Below are 16,659 nucleotides of genomic sequence, written 5' to 3' on the forward strand. Positions count from 1 at the left end.
AATCTCTTTTTATGATAGATAACGTATCCTTACGAAGTACTATTTTTAGACATCTCGACGGTTTGGTAACTGCTCCGGTAGCTTTTTGTTTGTATAAAAAAGGAGTGTTAGCTTATATTTTAGACAAAAAGGAAGTAAGCCTTTCTGAACTCACCGATAAATTTAAAGCCAATGAAGGCTATCTCAATGTGGGTTTGCGGGTTTTGGCTTCTCAAGGTTTCCTCAATTATCAGATTGATACGAATACTGACCTAATTACCATCAGTGGTAATGAAAAAAGTGAAATCGCTTTTTCCCTGTTTCCATTGTACAAAGATGCTGTTGATTTATTGCATTATTCGATGGATTTTCATCCCAGATTATTTGAAGAAGCTCCCTTTGAACGCTTAAAATCTATTTTTGAAAAGTATAAAGACAATTATGGAATTTCGTTCTCTGAAGATTCTTTGACCAATACCATTCAGCATCAAATTTTAAAGCATATTGAAGGCTTTTTGGTTGGCCCAACTGTAGTGCGTCTCGGTATGAGTGGTATGTTCCATAAATATTTTATGGAAATATCCTTTCGCCCTGAAGAGTTTCATAAATCACCTGAAAATTTCAAAATCATTCTTGATTTTCTGGTTTATTTAGAATGGTTTACCCAGAAAAACGGCAATTATCAGTTTACAGAAACTGGTTTGTTTTTTGCCAAAAGAGCTTCTGCATATGGTGTAACGGTTTCGTATCTGCCTACTTTTAGTAAAATGGATGAATTAATTTTTGGTAATCCTTCTGTTTTAAGAATCGTTGGAGATGGGGAAGATGAAATTCATGTGGATCGAGAAATGAACGTCTGGGGAAGTGGTGGTGCACACGATACATATTTTAAAGTAGTTGACGAGATTATTATCAAATTATTCAATTTGCCTATTGCTAAGCAGCCGAAAGGGATATTGGATATGGGTTGTGGAAATGGTGCATTCTTGGAACATATTTTTGATGTAATTGAACGTCAAACTTTGAGAGGAAAAATGTTGGATACGCATCCTTTATTTTTGGTTGGTGCAGATTATAATCAAGCTGCTCTCAAAGTAACAAGAGCCAATTTAATCAAAGCCGATATTTGGGCCAAAGTAATTTGGGGAGATATTGGTCGTCCAGATTTGCTGGCAGAAGATTTACGAGAGAATTATAATATCGATTTGAAAGATTTGCTAAACGTGAGAACTTTTTTGGATCACAACCGAATTTGGGATATGCCAAAACAAATTACCAACGGTAGAAAAAGCAGTTCAACAGGAGTATTTGCACATAGAGGCGTTCGAATAAGCAATAATTTAGTCGAGGATAATTTATTGGAACACTTCAAAAAATGGTCACCTTATGTTCATAAATTCGGATTGCTCATTATTGAATTGCATACTGTTTCACCTCATTTGACAGCTGCAAATTTAGGCAAAACAGCTGCGACGGCTTATGATGCGACACACGGTTTTTCGGATCAATATATTGTGGAGATTGATGTTCTACATAAAATTGCCGCCGAAGCAGGATTGTTTCCAGACTTCAATTATTTTAAAAAATTCCCAGATTCGGAAATTGCGACAGTAAGCATTAATTTATTGAAAGGAGAGTAGTTATCAGTTATCAGTTTTCAGTCGCGTTGGGATAACTGACAACCGACAACCGACAACTTTCTAAGTAATAACAAACTTCCCTTTTTCGCTGTCAAAAACGATATGTTCGTCTTTGAATAAAGTATTAAAACTTCCTTTGCTGATTAAGTTGCAAGGTTCGTCTTGTACCACACTTTCGGGAGTCATAATAATCATCTCGTCACTTAATTGTATAGCCATATCAATATCGTGAGTCGAAAATAAAATACATTTTCCTGTTTCATGCGTTAGTTTTTTAAGGAGTTTTAGCAACGAAACTTTGTGTAATAAATCCAAATGAGTTGTGGGTTCGTCTAGAATAATCAAAGGAGTATCTTGTGCCAAAGCTCTTGCAATCAAAACCTTTTGTAGTTGGCCATCACTTATTTCGTAATGTTTTTTTTGTGCCAAATGGCCAATTTGAGTTAGCTCAATTGCGTCTTGTACAATTTGAATATCCGCATCGGATAAAGTACCTATCCAATTCGTGTATGGCTGACGCCCCAAAGCAACCAATTCAAAAACGGTTAAATTACTAGGAGGTAATTTTTCGGTTAAAACCATGCTTAAATTTTGGGCGAGTGCTAAAGGTTCATAGCTGGTTATTTTCTTATCGTTCAAAAAAACAGTTCCCTGTAAAGGCTTTTGAATTCCAGTAATAGTGCGCAACAAAGTAGATTTTCCGATACCGTTTGCCCCAATCAAAGCAATCAGTTTTCCTGCCTGCAAGTTCAGGTTGAGGTTTATGGCAATGGTCACAGTTTCTTTTTTGGAAGTGTATCCAATGCTTAAATTTTCTGTGGTTAGGATATTACTCATTTTTGAGATGTTCTAAATTCTTAGGTAGTTACTTTACTGAAAAACGAAAATTTAAACCATAGATTTATTACAATAGGTTGCTTTTTCAAAATCTCTAATGTTTATGGATAAAATCGGGACCTCAGGAAACATTTGCTTCAACTGACTAACTATTTTGTTCGAGAGATTGCTTTTTTGAGTTATTGTCCGGCCTTCCATGATGTTTGCAAAAATATGAATAAAATCATCGGTAGTATTTCCAACATTGTAATATTGAAAAGGATTGATGCGAACTTTGATGTCACCGGGGCTAAAAAGGCCAGTGGATTCTGCAGTGTCATAAACAGCTTGCATAATTTCTTGGGGGGATTTTAGATTCAGTATGCTTTCGGAACAATCAATTACAAAATGTGGCATAATATGTTTTATTTATAGTTTTATTTTTTTTTAACCACATAGATTAAATTTTGAAATCAACACAGAATCTATGTGGTTATAATTGAATCCTGCACCATTACTTAAAATTCCTCTTTCGAACCAACAACCAAATGACTACTGGCGCGCCCAATATCGAAGTAATAGCATTTATAGGCAAAGTAATTTCCATTCCTGGCATTTGGGAGACTACATCGCAAACCAACATTATAGCTGCTCCAAAAAGCAAAGTGCTCCAGAATAAAACAGTATGATTACTGGTTTGAAAAACTAATTTGGCTATATGGGGAACTGCCAATCCAATAAAAGCGATTGGACCTGCATAGGCTGTTATACTTCCTGCCAAAATACTCGTCGCTAATATGATTATAAGCCGAGCTTTGTTGAAATTTAAACCCATACTTTTGGCATAATTTTCACCTAATAATAGTGCATTTAATGGCTTTATACTAAGCAAACTGAGGAATAATCCCAATAAGACACAAATCGTTAAAATAAGGATGGATGTCCAAGACAAATTGCCGAGATTACCCATCGACCAAAAAGTGAATTTTTGCAGTTGTTCTGCTGAACTGAAATACGTTAAAACGCCCACAACTGCACTGGTAAAACTGCCAAACATAAGTCCAACTATCAAAATTGCCATAGTGTCCCGCAAGCGTTGGGAAACCAATAAAACCAATAATAAAACGGAAGTACTGCCCAGCGTTGAAGCCAATACAATTCCGTAAGGTGACAATAAAAGACCACTCAAAAAAGAAGGCAATACACTAGCTCCCAATATTACAAAAGCAACACCCAAACTAGCACCCGAACTGAGTCCCAAAACATAAGGCCCAGCGAGTGGATTCCGAAATAAAGTTTGCATTAATAATCCACTGATAGATAGACCCATCCCAACTAAAACTGCCGTAATCGCTTTGGGTAAACGGTAGTTGATGATGATGTATTCCCAAGTCGATTTACTGGATTGGCCTCCTGTCAAACTGGTGTAAATTTCCTTGAAAGGGATAGTAATTGACCCCAAACTGATGTTCACAAAAAACAGCACAATGAGCCCTAAAAAAAGGAATGAGAATAAGATTGTATTTCTTTTTTGATTGTTCAATTTGTATCTAATTCAGTTTAGTAGCAAAAGTAAAAGCATAATCGGGAAGCAATTCAGGATGAAAAATTTTAATGTAATCTTTCAATACTAAATCAGGTCTCGATGGTGATAATTCATAAAAAATAGTACCTCCAGTAGCTCCCATTTTTCCTTCGAAAGTATAAATGGTTTTATTTGTAAAAGCATCAAATTGGCTGTAATGAGGATTGGCTTTTTCCAGTTCAGACAATGATTTGAACGAACCAGTTGCAATCCAAAAATTAGCAGTTTTTGCTTTGTCCAATATGTTTTCAAAAGACAACCCAAGACTTCCGGTACCTTCGAGGTCTTTCCAAAGATAATCGGCTTTGGCATCTTTCATAAATTGGGCAACCCAGCTGCTTCCTTTGGCCACAAACCATTGGTCTTGGTACATAGAACCATACAAAACAGTCGAAGTTGGTTTTTTATCAGCAACCAAAGCTAGAGCGTTGTTGTATTCTTTTACAATGTTTTCAAACAGAACGTCAGCTTCTTTTTCCTTTCCAAATAAAGCTCCGTAAAGTTTTAACCATTCTGCTTTTCCAAGAGGGGATTGCTCCATCCAATCGGCTTGAATTAATACTTTTAAGCCACTTTTTTGTAAATTTTCAATAGAGGGATTGTTATTGTCAATCCCAAAAGTGACGATGAGTTCCGGTGACAATTCTATCAGTTGTTCAATATTGAGTTTCTCGTTTTGTCCAACATTTTTAACTGAACCAGCATCAATTAAGGCTCTTGTTTTTTCGGATGAGATATAATCGGTATGAGGGAAACCAACAAGTGATTTTTCGACACCGAGCATTTCAAGAAACGGAATATTTGTGGTCGAAGTTACTACAATAGATTGCAATGGAACTGAAATTTCAGTGTATTTTTTTAAGCTGTCCGGAACAATTCCGTTTTTTTCTTTTAGAATATAAGTGAAATCTTTAACCGCATCCGGCCAAGGATTTGAAACCGTTACCACTGTATAACCTTCGTGTTTGTGAATGGCTAAACTTTTGGCATACTGAATGCTATTTGGAGTGTTGACATCAGTTTGAGTGTCATTTTTTTCATTTTTTTTACATCCAATAAATGAAAAAAGAATGACGAATAAAATAACTTTGTAGAACGAAAATTTCATATTATATTTTTTACAATAAGAGCAAAGGTATATTAAATTATAAATTTCCTGTTTAGTTTTTGAAGTAAAAAATTAAGACAAACGCTATCTTTACCAAATGAATACATTAAAAGTGAAACATTGTTCGGCTTGTAAAATGCCTTTTGGCTGTGGAGATTCAGTTGAAGGAAAGGAATGTTGGTGCAATGATTTTCCTCCCATTTTCAATCCTTTTGATATTATGGATTGTCTATGCCCCACTTGTTTTAAAACCGCTTGTTCCAATAAAATAGACGAATTTGTGGCCACTATAACTCCTGAAACGGCGGTAGGAAACAAAGCTTCACTTTTGCCCGAAACCGCAAACATAATTGAAGGAATTGATTATTATTTTGAAGACGGGAACTATGTTTTCAAACCGTGGTTTCATCTCAAACGGGGATATTGTTGCAAAAGTGATTGCACGCATTGTCCTTATTAAAAAAATAGCTACAAAACACAATATACCCAAAAATGATCTATTTAATTACAGGCGGAGAACGTTCCGGAAAAAGCAGTTATGCCGAAAATTTAGCCAAAGGTTTGTCCGAAAACCCAATGTATGTGGCAACGGCTAGAAAATGGGACGATGATTTTCAAAAAAGAGTTGACCGACACCAAAAAGATCGAGATGAACGTTGGATTAACATAGAAAAGGAAAAACATTTAAGCGAAATTGATTTCTCTGGAAAAGTGGCCGTTGTTGATTGTGTGACGCTTTGGCTGACTAATTTTTTTGTGGATACCAAAAATGATGTTGCTTTAAGTTTGGAACAAGCCAAAGCCGAATTGGATGCAATTGCAAAACAAGAAAACACAAATATAATAATCGTAACCAATGAAATCGGAATGGGCGTTCATGCGGATACGCACATTGGTAGAAAATTCACAGAACTTCAAGGTTGGATGAATCAATACATCGCCCAAAAAGCTGAAAACGTTGTATTAATGGTTTCAGGAATTCCGGTTGTGATAAAAAAACAAGGTCAATATCAATTGCAATAGCAAAAATCAATAACAATAACAATAACAATAGCAATAACAATAGCAATAGCAATAGCAAAAATAAATTTTTAAACATTGTCATTGACATTGATATTGCAATTGACATTGAATACCCCATTGCCATTGAAAAATTTTAAAAAGACAGTTAAGATGTCCAATTTAGATGATATTATAAAATCCCGTCGTGACACCCGTCATTTCACAAGCGATGCAGTCCCAGATGAAGTGATTCAAAATGCTTTACAGGCTGGACATCATGCTCCATCTGTGGGTTTGACGGATGCCACCAAATATTATCTGATAAAGTCGGCTGAAATTAAAAAAGCGATAAAGGATTTATTTTTGGATTATGACAAAAAAGCATCAAACCTAACCGATGATGAACTGCAAAAAGCACAATACAAATCTTTAAAATTGGAAGCGATTGAGGAAGCTCCTCTTGGATTAGTGATTTGTTACGACCGTTCCGTTTTGAATAATTTTACGATTGGAACAGTAGGAAGTAATGAAGCCATAAAATTTAGTGCAGTTTGTGCAGCCCAAAATATTTGGCTTTCATTGACGGAACAAGGCTATTCGATGGGCTGGGTTTCAATCCTAAATTATTATCAGTTCAAACAGCTTTTGGGATTACCCGAAAACATAGAGCCTTTGGGATATTTTTGCGTAGGCAAACCTGCTACCAATTATGACAGCCAACCAATGTTGCAACAATTGAATTGGAAACAAAAGCGAGAAAATCCTTTTGTGGAAGAAATTAAGGTTGCAAATAAAAGTAACATTACTATAAATCCTGATTTTTTACCTAAAATTTCCAATTCGCAACTTATCCATGTTCCCCCTTCGGGGGTTAAGGGGCTTCTCCAACAAAAAATAGACAATAAAACCAAACCCACAGGTTCACTTGGCGTTTTGGAAAGTTTGGCAAAACAAATAGGAACCGTTTTTCAAACTTTAGAACCCAAAATAACAAAACCCAATATAGTTGTTTTTGCCGCCGACCACGGTATTGCCAATCACGGCGTAAGTGCCTATCCGCAAGATGTTACCCGACAAATGGTGACTAATTTTCTAGATGGAGGAGCAGCAATAAATGTGTTTTGCAAACAAAATAATATTGATTTAACGATAGTTGATGCAGGAGTAAATTATGATTTTCCAACAAATACTAATTTGGTTTCAGCGAAAATTGCGAAGGGAACACAATCATTTTTACATTGTCCGGCAATGAGTCACTCAGAATTGGATTTGTGTTTTGCTAAAGGGGCAGCAATAGTGAATTCCATTTTTGAAACGGGTTCCAATTGCATCGGTTTTGGTGAAATGGGTATCGGAAATACTTCCACAGCTTCGGTTTTGATGAGTCTACTTCTGGAATTACCTATCGAAGATTGTGTCGGAAACGGAACGGGAGTTGTTGACGAAAAGCTAATTCAAAAGCAAAATATTCTGAAAAAAGCTCTTGAGAATTATAATGGGTCAAATGATTTAGAAAGTAAGTTAGCCTATTTTGGAGGATTTGAAATTATGCAAATGGCGGGAGGAATGCTTCAGGCTAAACAAAACAATATGCTCATTTTGGTAGATGGTTTTATTTGCACGGTTGCTTTTTTAATTGCCTACAAAATGAATCCATCAGTAAAAGAAAACGCTATATTTTGTCATTCATCTGCAGAGAAAGGACATCAAACAATATTGGATTATCTAAATGTTCAGCCGTTGTTGCAACTTGATTTGCGATTAGGTGAGGGAACAGGTTGTGCTGTTGCATTTCCAATTATTCAATCCGCTGTTTGTTTTTTGAATGAAATGGCCAGTTTTGAATCTGCTGGAATTAGCGGTTCATAAATTTAATTTTAAATATGAAAAAACAATTACATATATTTTTCACGGCTTTGATGTTTTATACCCGAATTCCGTGTCCCAAAAACATCGATCACAATTCCGAATACTTAAACAAAGCATCCCGATATTTTCCTTTAATTGGCTGGATTGTTGGCGGAATTTGTTTCGGAATTTACTATCTGTCTTCGATTGTGTTTTCTGTAGAAATAGCTTTGATACTATCCATAATTGCTGGAATTTTGACTACGGGAGCATTTCACGAAGATGGTTTTGCTGATGTTTGCGACGGTTTTGGAGGTGGCTGGACCAAAGAAAAGATCCTTATGATAATGAAAGATAGTGCCATTGGAGCGTATGGAGCTATTGGTTTAGTGTTACTTTTTTTATTGAAATTTGAAGCTGTTTTTAGTCTAGTTTCCAAATCAGAAATTATTAATCTGCAATCTGCCGTCTGCAATCTTCTCCTCTTTATTTCTGCTCATTCGATAAGTCGATTAGCGGCAATCTCCATAGTTTTTACACATCAATATTCAAGAGAAGATGCGTCGAGCAAAAGCAAACCAATTGCTCAGAATTTCACTTGGAAAGAAGTAATTGGAGCTGCGTTTTTTGGCTTGTTGCCTCTTGTGGTTTTGTCGTTTTTTCAATGGCAATTAGTATTGGCTTTAATTCCCGTTTTTATTGCCCGTTTCTTTCTTGCCCGTTATTTTCAGAAATGGATTGACGGATATACCGGAGATTGTTTGGGGGCCACGCAGCAAGTATGTGAAGTTATTTTTTATCTGTCAATTATTGGAATATGGAAGTTTATTTAGTCCGTCATACTGAAACGGTTTGTGAAAAGGGGATTTGCTATGGTCAGAGTGATGTCGGAATTCGGGAGCCTTACGATGCCGTTTTTGAATCCATTTTAAATCAATTGCCACAAGATGCTATTTTGTATTCCAGTCCGTTGCATCGATGTGCTATTTTGGCCAAGCATATCAAAGAAAATACTCAAATCGATTCCATTATTGAGGATTCAAGATTGATGGAAATGAATTTTGGAGATTGGGAACTAAAAAGTTGGGATGACATCCCTCAAGAAGTTTTAGATCCTTGGATGGAAGATTTTGTCACCGTAAATGTGCCTAATGGAGAATCATTCGTGGATTTGGATTATAGGGTTAGAGAATTTTTGGATAATGATATTTCGAAAGGACATTCAAAGCCGATTATTATTGTTGCGCATTCTGGAGTTATTCGAAGTATTTTGTGCAAAATAAATAATCTCCCTCTGCAGGAAGCTTTTAAAACGTCATTGGATTACGGTGCTGTGATTAAAATTGAGATTTAAAAAAGATAGTGATTTTTAGTAATGCCCTTTTAAAGAATGGATTAAAATAATAGAATCATCTTCGAATATTTCATAAACTAATCTGTGTTCCAGATTAATTCTTCTACTCCATAACCCTGATAAATTATGTTTTAATGGTTCAGGTTTTCCAATTCCTTCGTATGGGGTTTCCTGAATGGATACCAAAATCTGTTTGATTTTCTTTAAAACGATTTGGTTATTTGTCTTTTTGAAATAGTCTAAATGGGATTTAGATTTTGGAACGAAAATTATTTCAATATATCATCTAAATCAACCTTAATACCTTTTCCAGCTTTATAATCTTCTCTGTTTTCTTCAACCATAGCAACAAAATCTGGATCATAAGGACTTTCTGCTGAATCAGTCGTTTGGTTTTCAAACTTTATTTTCAATGCTTCAAGAAAAGCTTTGACCACTTTTTTCTCCTCATTGTTCTTTGGATGTATGATGAAAGTTTCCATAATGAAATTGTTTAGTACAAATATAAAAAATAAAACTCTAGGATTTTTAAATTCATTTTTGCAATATTTGCACCCGAATTAAGGTTGTGTTTTACTTTTTACGAAAACACATTAAAAGGGAAGCAAGTGATTGAAGATTGCTGATTAACGATTTTTGATTTCAGAATTTAACTTCTGAAATCAAGTATCAGACATCAAAATTCAAAAATCTTGCGCTGTTCCCGCAACTGTAAGCTATCAAGCTTGTTGTTATCTACAATGCCACTGTCTCGTTCTAAAAACGAGATGGGAAGGTGAACAACAAGACGCAAGCCAGGAGACCTGCCTTTTTTCTTAACGAATATCGAACTTTCGGGAAAAAAGGTTCAGAAATTATGACTTTAAGAAAACTAATATTTGCCCTTTCTTTGTTAATGTGCCAATTGATTTCGGCGCAAAATGACTCTATAACCAATTTAAAAGAAGTTATTGTTTCTGACCGTACGTTGTATTCAGGCAATAAGTCACAATCCATCCAGATTCTTAATGATTCGGTTATTAATAAAAATCAGTCTTCCCTTTCCAATTTATTAAATTATAACAGTGTATTGTATTTCAAGGAATATGGACGCGGAATGTTGTCTACGGTTTCTTTTAGAGGAACGACAGCTTCACAAACGGCCGTAATTTGGAACGGAATAAATGTCAATTCTCAACTCAATGGCAGTGCTGATTTTAATACTTTCACTGCTCCGGATTTTAATTCGATAAGTATAAAAGCCGGTGGAGGAAGTGTGAGTTACGGAAGCGGTGCCATCGGAGGGACAGTTCACTTAAGCAATGATTTGGTTTTTAAAAATAAATTTGAAAATGATTTTCGATTGGATTATGGAAGCTTCAATACTATTGGAGTCAATTATAAAATGGTTCTTTCGAACAAAAAATGGAGTACTCAGCTCGGATTTTCCAGAAATAGCTCGGATAATGATTATCCTTACCTAAACCAATATACTTGGGATGGCATTCAACGAAAAAACGAAAATGGGCAATATGCTACGACCAATTTGTTTGCTAATGTGGGTTACAAAATAAAGCCCAATTCTATCATTACCTTTTACAGTCAATCCTCAAACACGGACAGGAATCTTTCTTTGATATCCGAATCGGATTCGAAAACAAAATACGTGAATACTTTTAGCCGAAACCTTTTAGAATATTCAACGACCAAAAATAGTTTCAGTAGTAATTATAAAGTGGCGTATCTCACAGAGCAATATCAATATTTTGAGAATATCGACAGCGATGATTTTAGTTTTGGAAAATCAGAATCATTTATCGCAAAAATGGATTTGGGTTACAAAGTGACGGAATCCATCAAAGTGAATGGAATTTTAGATTACAATCGTACCAAAGGTTTTGGTACTAGTTTTGGGGATAACACGAGACAAATTGGTGCTCTTGCGATTAAAGCTTTAGAACAACACAATGAAAAATGGCAAAACGAATTGGGCTTTAGAAAAGAAGTAAGTTCAGATTATGATAGTCCTTTTTTATTTTCGTTGGGCTCTTCCTATAAGTTTTGTTCACTTTATAATTTAAAAATCAATCTTTCTAGAAACTTCAGAATCCCGACTTTCAATGATTTGTATTGGGAAACAGGCGGTAATCCTGATTTGAAACCGGAGAGTTCCTATCAGGCTGAGCTTGGAAATGTTTTTAAGTATAAAAAATTCACTTTGTCCGAAACAATTTATTTCATAAAAATAAGCGACCTGATTCGTTGGGCTCCTTTGGATGGCAGCAATTGGACACCCGAAAATATTGACCGGGTAAATAGTTATGGTTCTGAAACGAATTTGGGTTGGACTAATACCTATGGAAAAAATAATATTGCACTAAATGCAAGTTATGCTTACACTGTTTCCGAAAATGTAGAAACAGGAGAACAATTAATCTATGTTCCGTATCATAAATTCAATTCGAATCTTTCCTATTCGTATAAAAAAATAGCTGTAACCTATCAGTTTTTATTTAACGGAGCCGTTACGACACCTTCCCAAAAAAATCATTTAGTCAAAGAATATTGGGTCTCCAATTTGGGTTTCTATTACGATTTGGGAAAGGAATATACATGCAAAATAGGTTTGCAGGCATTGAACCTTTTTAATCAAAATTATCAAAGTATTTCACAGCATTATATGCCGGGAAGAAATTTTACAATCAACCTAACCTTTAAATTTTAATAAAATGAATTTCAGTAAACTAGTTTTAATAGCGTTAATTTTTTCGTTGTTTTTTGTTTCGTGTACCAATGATGACACGAATGAAGACACTCCATTAGGAAGTTATGACAATGGATTCTTGATTTTGAATCAAGGAGGATTTGGTCATAATGATGCTTCGGTTTCTTATGTTTCCTCAGATTTTTCAATTGCTCAAAATGATATTTTTTCGGTAGTAAATCCTTCAATAACATTGGGTGACACAGGACAAGATGTTGGTTTCAATAATGAATTTGCTTATATCGTTTTGAATGCAAGCAACAAAATAGAAATTGTAAATCGCTATACTTTAAAGAGTGTTGGAAGCATCAATTCAGGATTGAAGAATCCAAGATATATTGCTTTTGCAAATGGTAAAGGATATGTTACTAATTGGGGTGACGGAAGCGTTGCAACAGATGATTATGTGGCCGTAATCGATTTGAACACAAATAAAGTATCAAGCGCTATTCCGGTTGTAGAAGGACCTGAAAAAGTTATAGCGAATTTGGGAAAATTATACGTAGCTCATAAAGGGGGGTTTAACTATGGTAATAAAATTTCGGTTATTGATGCAGCTTCAAATACTGTTTCAACAACAATTACTGTTGGAGATGTTCCGGAGAATATGGAAATAAAAGACGGAACTTTATGGGTATCGTGTGCCGGAAATCCTAGTTATGTAAGCGCTCCTTTGACAGAAACTGCAGGTCAAATTGTTAAAGTAAGTTTAGCGTCAAATAAAGTGACTAGCACAATTGCCTATTCAGATGCCACTAAGCATTTATCGAATTTGGTATTGAACGGGAACGATGTTTATTACACTATCGATTCTGATATTTATAAAATGAGTGCAACTGCAACAGCTTTATCTACAACTTCAGCATTTAGTACTACGGCACAAGGAGTTTACGGAGTGTATAGTTTTGCAGTACACGGAAACCATATCTATGTTGGGGATGCAGGAGATTACACCCACAATGGAAAAGTTTATATTTATGCATTAACCTCACCATCAATTGGTACATTAGAAAAAACATTCTCAGTTGGTGTTATTCCAGCGGGTTTCTATTTTAATGATTAATTTATACTCTTGGTCAATTTTTTTAGTCTAATAGTTTTTATTATAATACGGTTGTGGGTTTAATAGTTTGTGGTATTTCTATTGGCTTAATTAACGTATTAGGTAATTGTTTTTTGAAAAAAGAAGGCTTTCAGTGATGAAAGCCTTTTTTTGATTGAGTTTGTTTGTTTTAATTTGGTTAGAAATGAAAATAATTTATCGTTTCTAACAATGCTTTATTATTCTAAAGATCTTAACAATCCCGCTGGTACTTTGTCAACATACATTTGGTTTTGTACTCCATTAATTGATTTTGAATCTTCAAAATAAGGGAATTGTTTTCCTGTAGTTTTTTTAACCATTTTGGCAGTTCCAGTAATTTTTCCAATGGCAGTACTCAAAAGAGGTTCTGAAGAAGTACCTAAAACACCCAAATTGGTTATGTTTTCTTTTAAAGAATATGTTGGTGTTAAGCCATTAAAATAATCACCAAAATCATCAGCGTTTACAATTTTTAGAACAATAGGCTGCATTGCATAACGATGATGTGGATTTCTGTTTTCTTTTCCAAAAGTAGGTGAGTCATAAATGGTTATAGATCCTACATTTTTTCCTGTAGTTATATCTCCAATCTGAACCACATCGATATAAGGTTTTAAACCATTGATTATCAGTTCGCTTGCAGAAGCAGTGCTTTTTGTTGTTAAGATGTAAACCTTGGTAAGGTTTAAGCTGTTTACCGCTGTGCCTTCAATACTGCTTGTAAATAAATTATTCAATGCGCTTGGGTCTTCGGATTCGAAATAAGCATTGATTTTGTCATTCCATCTCTGTTTAGAAAATACTTTATCGGTAAATTGCCCTGTTATCATGCTGGCCAAACGTGTTGCTGTTTGTACAGAGCCGCCACCATTGTATCTTAAATCTAAAACTAAATCGGTAATACCTTGTGATTTTAATGAACCAAAAGCCTCATTCAATTGCGAATCATAGTTTGGATAAAATCCGTTATACATAAGATATCCAATTTTATGGCCTCCAGTTTCAATTACATTGTTTATTAAAATTGGATTCTCGGAAAGTTCTGTTTTTGTTAATTTTACCGATTTTCCGTTAGGCGTAATTTGACCATTATTATAATCAGCTAAATTTAAAGTGTAGTTTTCTGCATTTAATAATAAGGTTTGGTAATTGCTTACTGTAAGTTGAGTTCCATTTACACCATAAAAAATGGCACCACGTTTAATGTCTTTTGTTGAAGCATCAGAATTGGGTATGATATAACGTACCCAACCAAATATATCATTAGAATCTGAAGCTTTACGGTAAAGACCAAAATCTACACCGTCATTTTTGGTAGTTCCTTGTAGCATTCCTTCCAATTCTCGATAATCGCTTACAATCCAACTGAATCGATCGATCGATTTATCAACTCTTAGCGCATCAAATAAAGCTTCTGGTTCTGGATATCCTTTTAAGAATGTATTTAAATCGGCTTGATTGGCAAATCGGGTATCTGCTAAATTAGGAACATCGGCTTGCCATAAATAATATAAATTGAGGCCTTTCCAGATAAAATCATTTACCTCCAAGTACTCTGGAGCTGCAACATCGTCCATGTCTTCGCAACTCTGAAAAGTAAAAAGGGCTATGAATAATAAAAGTGTAATTTTGAAAGATGCCTTCATGTTAAGAATTTATTTGTAGGTATAGAACGCAAAAATACTAACTTTAGTTTAAATTAAACTTTTTTTGTAACAAATATAATTGTGAATCGTCTTGATTATATAACCGAATTAATATAGCCGTTTTATGAACCAAAATGAATTTGTGCTTTTAATCAATCCATTCAAAGATAAACTCTTTCGATTGGCCAAGCGATTACTCGTGAGCACAGAGGAAGCAGAAGATGCTACTCAAGAAATTTTGGTAAAATTATGGAGTAAAAATGGAAGTTTAGAATCGTATAATAGTGTCGAGGCAGTGGCAATGACAATGACCAAAAATTATTGTTTGGATCAGTTAAAATCGAAAAGAGCGGGTAATCTTAAAATTGTTCACAATAATTTCACCGATAGAGAGCCAAGTTTAGATAAAAAAGTTGAAGATAACGATAGTTTAAATTGGGTTGAAAAAATTATAGACCAATTGCCGGAACAACAACGACTGATCATTCAGTTACGGGATATAGAACAATGCGAATTTTCGGAAATCGCAAAAATAGTAGAGATGAATGAAACTGCCGTGAGAGTGGCACTTTCAAGAGCAAGAAAAACGATTAGAGAATATATGTTAAAAACACACAGTTATGGAGTTCAATAAAATGGAAGGACTTTTAGAAAAATACTTTGAAGGAGAGACAAGTATTGCCGAAGAAAATGTGTTGAAAAACTATTTTTCTTCTTCAAATGTAGCGCCACATTTAGAACAATACCGACCACTATTTGGGTATTTTACTGAAGCAAAAGAACAAAAGTTTGCAAATGAGGTATTACTAGTTTCTAAAAAAAGAAAAATGGCATGGTTGTCAATAGCAGCATCTATTGTGGTTTTGATGGGAGTAGGAACATACAGTTATTTCAATGAAAATGCAGTAAATGAAAACAAGGAGCTGGGAACCTATGATGATCCTAAGGAAGCTTTTGAAGCAACGCAGAAAGCATTGGCGATGTTATCCGATAATGTAAATGTCGGTGTTGAAGGGGTGCAATATCTTCAGGTATATCAAGTGACCAAAGAGAAAGTATTTGTTGAATAAAAGGAATAAATGTCAGAATAAATCAGATTTTGTTTTGCGTGAGTGATGGCAGTGGAGCTCTTTTTTTGATCCCGTTTTTTACGGGATAAAAAAAAAGCGGGAACGTACAGCACGACCCGTAGGGACACGCCCAAAAGATTTTAAAAAATTAGTTGAAGAAAATAAAAATAATAAAAATAAAGCGAGAGTGATTCTAGAGCATTCAAGCCCATTAGTTGAATTGAATTTTAAAAATAATCATTAAATCAAAATAAAATGAAGAAGTTAATAATCACATTAGTAGTAGTATTAGTATCAAGTCCGTTTTTTGCGCAAGGAGCATTCGATAAATTTGACGGTCAAGACGATGTAACATCGATTGTTGTCAATAAGAAGATGTTTGAATTGATGAGTAAAGTAAAAGTGGATACCTCCGATAAAGAGGCACAGCAATATATGAATCTGATAAAGAAATTGGATAATTTGAAAGTGTTTACCACTCAAAGTACAAGGGTAGAAGGCGAAATGAAAACTGCAGCAGAGAAGTATATAAAAACTGCAGGTTTGGAAGAATTGATGCGTGTAAATGACAAAGGAAGAAACATTAAAATAATGGTGAAATCTGGAGCAAAAGACTCACAAATTAAAGAGTTGCTTATGTTTGTTGAAGGAGGGAAAGATGAAGACACTGTTTTGATGTCATTGACAGGAGACTTTGATTTGAATGAGATTTCGGTCTTGACGGATAAAATGAAAATTCCTGGAGGTGATGATTTGAAAAAAGCAACTAAAGGTAAAAAGTAAA

At 34.8% G+C, this 16,659-nt stretch carries 18 protein-coding genes and 1 riboswitch; of the genes, 11 read left to right on the forward strand and 7 right to left on the reverse strand.

Annotated elements, in window-relative coordinates; genetic code table 11:
• Positions 1–11: 11 nt before the first annotated feature.
• Positions 12–1,619 (forward strand): class I SAM-dependent methyltransferase, encoded by a 1,608-nt coding sequence (locus C8C85_RS13100; RefSeq protein WP_116797460.1) that lies wholly within the window; start codon positions 12–14, stop codon positions 1,617–1,619.
• A gap of 60 nt (positions 1,620–1,679) precedes the next feature.
• Here the strand turns inward: C8C85_RS13100 and C8C85_RS13105 are convergent, their stop codons facing one another.
• From C8C85_RS13105 to C8C85_RS13120, 4 genes are all read right to left on the reverse strand, one after another.
• Positions 1,680–2,456, reverse strand: coding sequence for an ABC transporter ATP-binding protein (locus tag C8C85_RS13105; protein WP_116797461.1), 777 nt, complete (start codon positions 2,454–2,456; stop codon positions 1,680–1,682).
• A gap of 51 nt (positions 2,457–2,507) precedes the next feature.
• Positions 2,508–2,852 carry a 5-carboxymethyl-2-hydroxymuconate Delta-isomerase gene (locus C8C85_RS13110; RefSeq protein WP_116797462.1) on the reverse strand — a complete coding sequence of 115 codons (345 nt, stop codon included), beginning with the start codon at positions 2,850–2,852 and terminating at the stop codon, positions 2,508–2,510.
• A gap of 97 nt (positions 2,853–2,949) precedes the next feature.
• On the reverse strand, positions 2,950–3,978 hold the full coding sequence (locus C8C85_RS13115) for an iron ABC transporter permease (protein WP_116797463.1): 1,029 nt from the start codon (positions 3,976–3,978) through the stop codon (positions 2,950–2,952).
• Between the two features lie 7 nt (positions 3,979–3,985).
• Positions 3,986–5,128, reverse strand: a complete 1,143-nt coding sequence (locus C8C85_RS13120) for an ABC transporter substrate-binding protein (RefSeq protein ID WP_116797464.1) — start codon at positions 5,126–5,128, stop codon at positions 3,986–3,988.
• 97 nt (positions 5,129–5,225) lie between these two features.
• Between C8C85_RS13120 and C8C85_RS13125 the strand changes: the two genes are divergently transcribed.
• The 5 genes from C8C85_RS13125 to cobC all read left to right on the forward strand — a co-directional run bounded on the left by C8C85_RS13125 (position 5,226) and on the right by cobC (position 9,332).
• Positions 5,226–5,588, forward strand: a complete 363-nt coding sequence (locus C8C85_RS13125) for a DUF5522 domain-containing protein (protein WP_116797465.1) — start codon at positions 5,226–5,228, stop codon at positions 5,586–5,588.
• A gap of 32 nt (positions 5,589–5,620) precedes the next feature.
• Entirely contained in the window at positions 5,621–6,151 is a 531-nt protein-coding gene (gene cobU / locus C8C85_RS13130) for a bifunctional adenosylcobinamide kinase/adenosylcobinamide-phosphate guanylyltransferase (protein ID WP_116797466.1), read from the forward strand.
• A gap of 150 nt (positions 6,152–6,301) precedes the next feature.
• Complete coding sequence (gene cobT / locus C8C85_RS13140; RefSeq protein WP_116797468.1) at positions 6,302–7,999, forward strand: nicotinate-nucleotide--dimethylbenzimidazole phosphoribosyltransferase; 1,698 nt, start codon at positions 6,302–6,304, stop codon at positions 7,997–7,999.
• A gap of 14 nt (positions 8,000–8,013) precedes the next feature.
• Positions 8,014–8,811, forward strand: coding sequence for an adenosylcobinamide-GDP ribazoletransferase (locus C8C85_RS13145; RefSeq protein WP_116797469.1), 798 nt, complete (start codon positions 8,014–8,016; stop codon positions 8,809–8,811).
• Positions 8,796–9,332, forward strand: coding sequence for an alpha-ribazole phosphatase (gene cobC / locus C8C85_RS13150; protein WP_116797470.1), 537 nt, complete (start codon positions 8,796–8,798; stop codon positions 9,330–9,332). The genes C8C85_RS13145 and cobC overlap by 16 nt, the downstream gene beginning before the upstream one ends.
• Positions 9,333–9,347: 15 nt before the next feature.
• Here cobC and C8C85_RS13155 read toward each other — a convergent pair whose 3' ends face one another.
• Together C8C85_RS13155 and C8C85_RS13160 are read right to left on the reverse strand one after the other, a co-directional pair.
• Positions 9,348–9,611, reverse strand: coding sequence for a Txe/YoeB family addiction module toxin (locus C8C85_RS13155; RefSeq protein WP_116797471.1), 264 nt, complete (start codon positions 9,609–9,611; stop codon positions 9,348–9,350).
• Positions 9,602–9,814 carry a DUF2683 family protein gene (locus C8C85_RS13160; RefSeq protein ID WP_116797472.1) on the reverse strand — a complete coding sequence of 71 codons (213 nt, stop codon included), beginning with the start codon at positions 9,812–9,814 and terminating at the stop codon, positions 9,602–9,604. Before C8C85_RS13160 ends, C8C85_RS13155 begins: the two co-directional genes overlap by 10 nt.
• Before the next feature lie 64 nt (positions 9,815–9,878).
• Positions 9,879–10,158: riboswitch (cobalamin riboswitch) on the forward strand.
• 30 nt (positions 10,159–10,188) lie between these two features.
• Between C8C85_RS13160 and C8C85_RS13165 the strand changes: the two genes are divergently transcribed.
• Positions 10,189–12,036: a TonB-dependent receptor plug domain-containing protein gene (locus C8C85_RS13165; RefSeq protein ID WP_116798486.1), complete on the forward strand. Its 1,848-nt coding sequence runs from the start codon at positions 10,189–10,191 to the stop codon at positions 12,034–12,036.
• A 4-nt stretch (positions 12,037–12,040) separates the two neighbouring features.
• Positions 12,041–13,138: a YncE family protein gene (locus tag C8C85_RS13170; protein ID WP_116797473.1), complete on the forward strand. Its 1,098-nt coding sequence runs from the start codon at positions 12,041–12,043 to the stop codon at positions 13,136–13,138.
• A 218-nt stretch (positions 13,139–13,356) separates the two neighbouring features.
• On the opposite strand, the gene C8C85_RS13175 is transcribed toward C8C85_RS13170, so the two are convergent.
• Complete coding sequence (locus C8C85_RS13175) at positions 13,357–14,805, reverse strand: S41 family peptidase (protein ID WP_116797474.1); 1,449 nt, start codon at positions 14,803–14,805, stop codon at positions 13,357–13,359.
• 124 nt (positions 14,806–14,929) lie between these two features.
• Here C8C85_RS13175 and C8C85_RS13180 point away from each other — a divergent pair, with 124 nt between their 5' ends.
• From C8C85_RS13180 to C8C85_RS13190, 3 genes are all read left to right on the forward strand, one after another.
• Positions 14,930–15,439, forward strand: a complete 510-nt coding sequence (locus C8C85_RS13180) for an RNA polymerase sigma factor (RefSeq protein WP_116797475.1) — start codon at positions 14,930–14,932, stop codon at positions 15,437–15,439.
• Positions 15,426–15,875 (forward strand): hypothetical protein, encoded by a 450-nt coding sequence (locus C8C85_RS13185; protein ID WP_116797476.1) that lies wholly within the window; start codon positions 15,426–15,428, stop codon positions 15,873–15,875. The genes C8C85_RS13180 and C8C85_RS13185 overlap by 14 nt, the downstream gene beginning before the upstream one ends.
• A 255-nt stretch (positions 15,876–16,130) precedes the next feature.
• Complete coding sequence (locus tag C8C85_RS13190) at positions 16,131–16,658, forward strand: DUF4252 domain-containing protein (RefSeq protein WP_116797477.1); 528 nt, start codon at positions 16,131–16,133, stop codon at positions 16,656–16,658.
• Position 16,659: the final 1 nt, after the last annotated feature.

It is taken from the genome of Flavobacterium sp. 103, assembly GCF_003096795.1.
Classification (GTDB): domain Bacteria; phylum Bacteroidota; class Bacteroidia; order Flavobacteriales; family Flavobacteriaceae; genus Flavobacterium.

Coding starts and splice junctions, on each gene's coding strand:
- cobC (WP_116797470.1), top strand. CDS start 8,796: ATGGAAGTTTATTTAGTCCGTCATACTGAAACGGTTTGTGAAAAGGGG.
- C8C85_RS13120 (WP_116797464.1), bottom strand. CDS start 5,128: ATGAAATTTTCGTTCTACAAAGTTATTTTATTCGTCATTCTTTTTTCA.
- cobU (WP_116797466.1), top strand. CDS start 5,621: ATGATCTATTTAATTACAGGCGGAGAACGTTCCGGAAAAAGCAGTTAT.
- C8C85_RS13100 (WP_116797460.1), top strand. CDS start 12: ATGATAGATAACGTATCCTTACGAAGTACTATTTTTAGACATCTCGAC.
- C8C85_RS13175 (WP_116797474.1), bottom strand. CDS start 14,805: ATGAAGGCATCTTTCAAAATTACACTTTTATTATTCATAGCCCTTTTT.
- C8C85_RS13180 (WP_116797475.1), top strand. CDS start 14,930: ATGAACCAAAATGAATTTGTGCTTTTAATCAATCCATTCAAAGATAAA.
- C8C85_RS13105 (WP_116797461.1), bottom strand. CDS start 2,456: ATGAGTAATATCCTAACCACAGAAAATTTAAGCATTGGATACACTTCC.
- cobT (WP_116797468.1), top strand. CDS start 6,302: ATGTCCAATTTAGATGATATTATAAAATCCCGTCGTGACACCCGTCAT.
- C8C85_RS13110 (WP_116797462.1), bottom strand. CDS start 2,852: ATGCCACATTTTGTAATTGATTGTTCCGAAAGCATACTGAATCTAAAA.
- C8C85_RS13165 (WP_116798486.1), top strand. CDS start 10,189: ATGACTTTAAGAAAACTAATATTTGCCCTTTCTTTGTTAATGTGCCAA.
- C8C85_RS13160 (WP_116797472.1), bottom strand. CDS start 9,814: ATGGAAACTTTCATCATACATCCAAAGAACAATGAGGAGAAAAAAGTG.
- C8C85_RS13170 (WP_116797473.1), top strand. CDS start 12,041: ATGAATTTCAGTAAACTAGTTTTAATAGCGTTAATTTTTTCGTTGTTT.
- C8C85_RS13185 (WP_116797476.1), top strand. CDS start 15,426: ATGGAGTTCAATAAAATGGAAGGACTTTTAGAAAAATACTTTGAAGGA.
- C8C85_RS13145 (WP_116797469.1), top strand. CDS start 8,014: ATGAAAAAACAATTACATATATTTTTCACGGCTTTGATGTTTTATACC.
- C8C85_RS13190 (WP_116797477.1), top strand. CDS start 16,131: ATGAAGAAGTTAATAATCACATTAGTAGTAGTATTAGTATCAAGTCCG.
- C8C85_RS13125 (WP_116797465.1), top strand. CDS start 5,226: ATGAATACATTAAAAGTGAAACATTGTTCGGCTTGTAAAATGCCTTTT.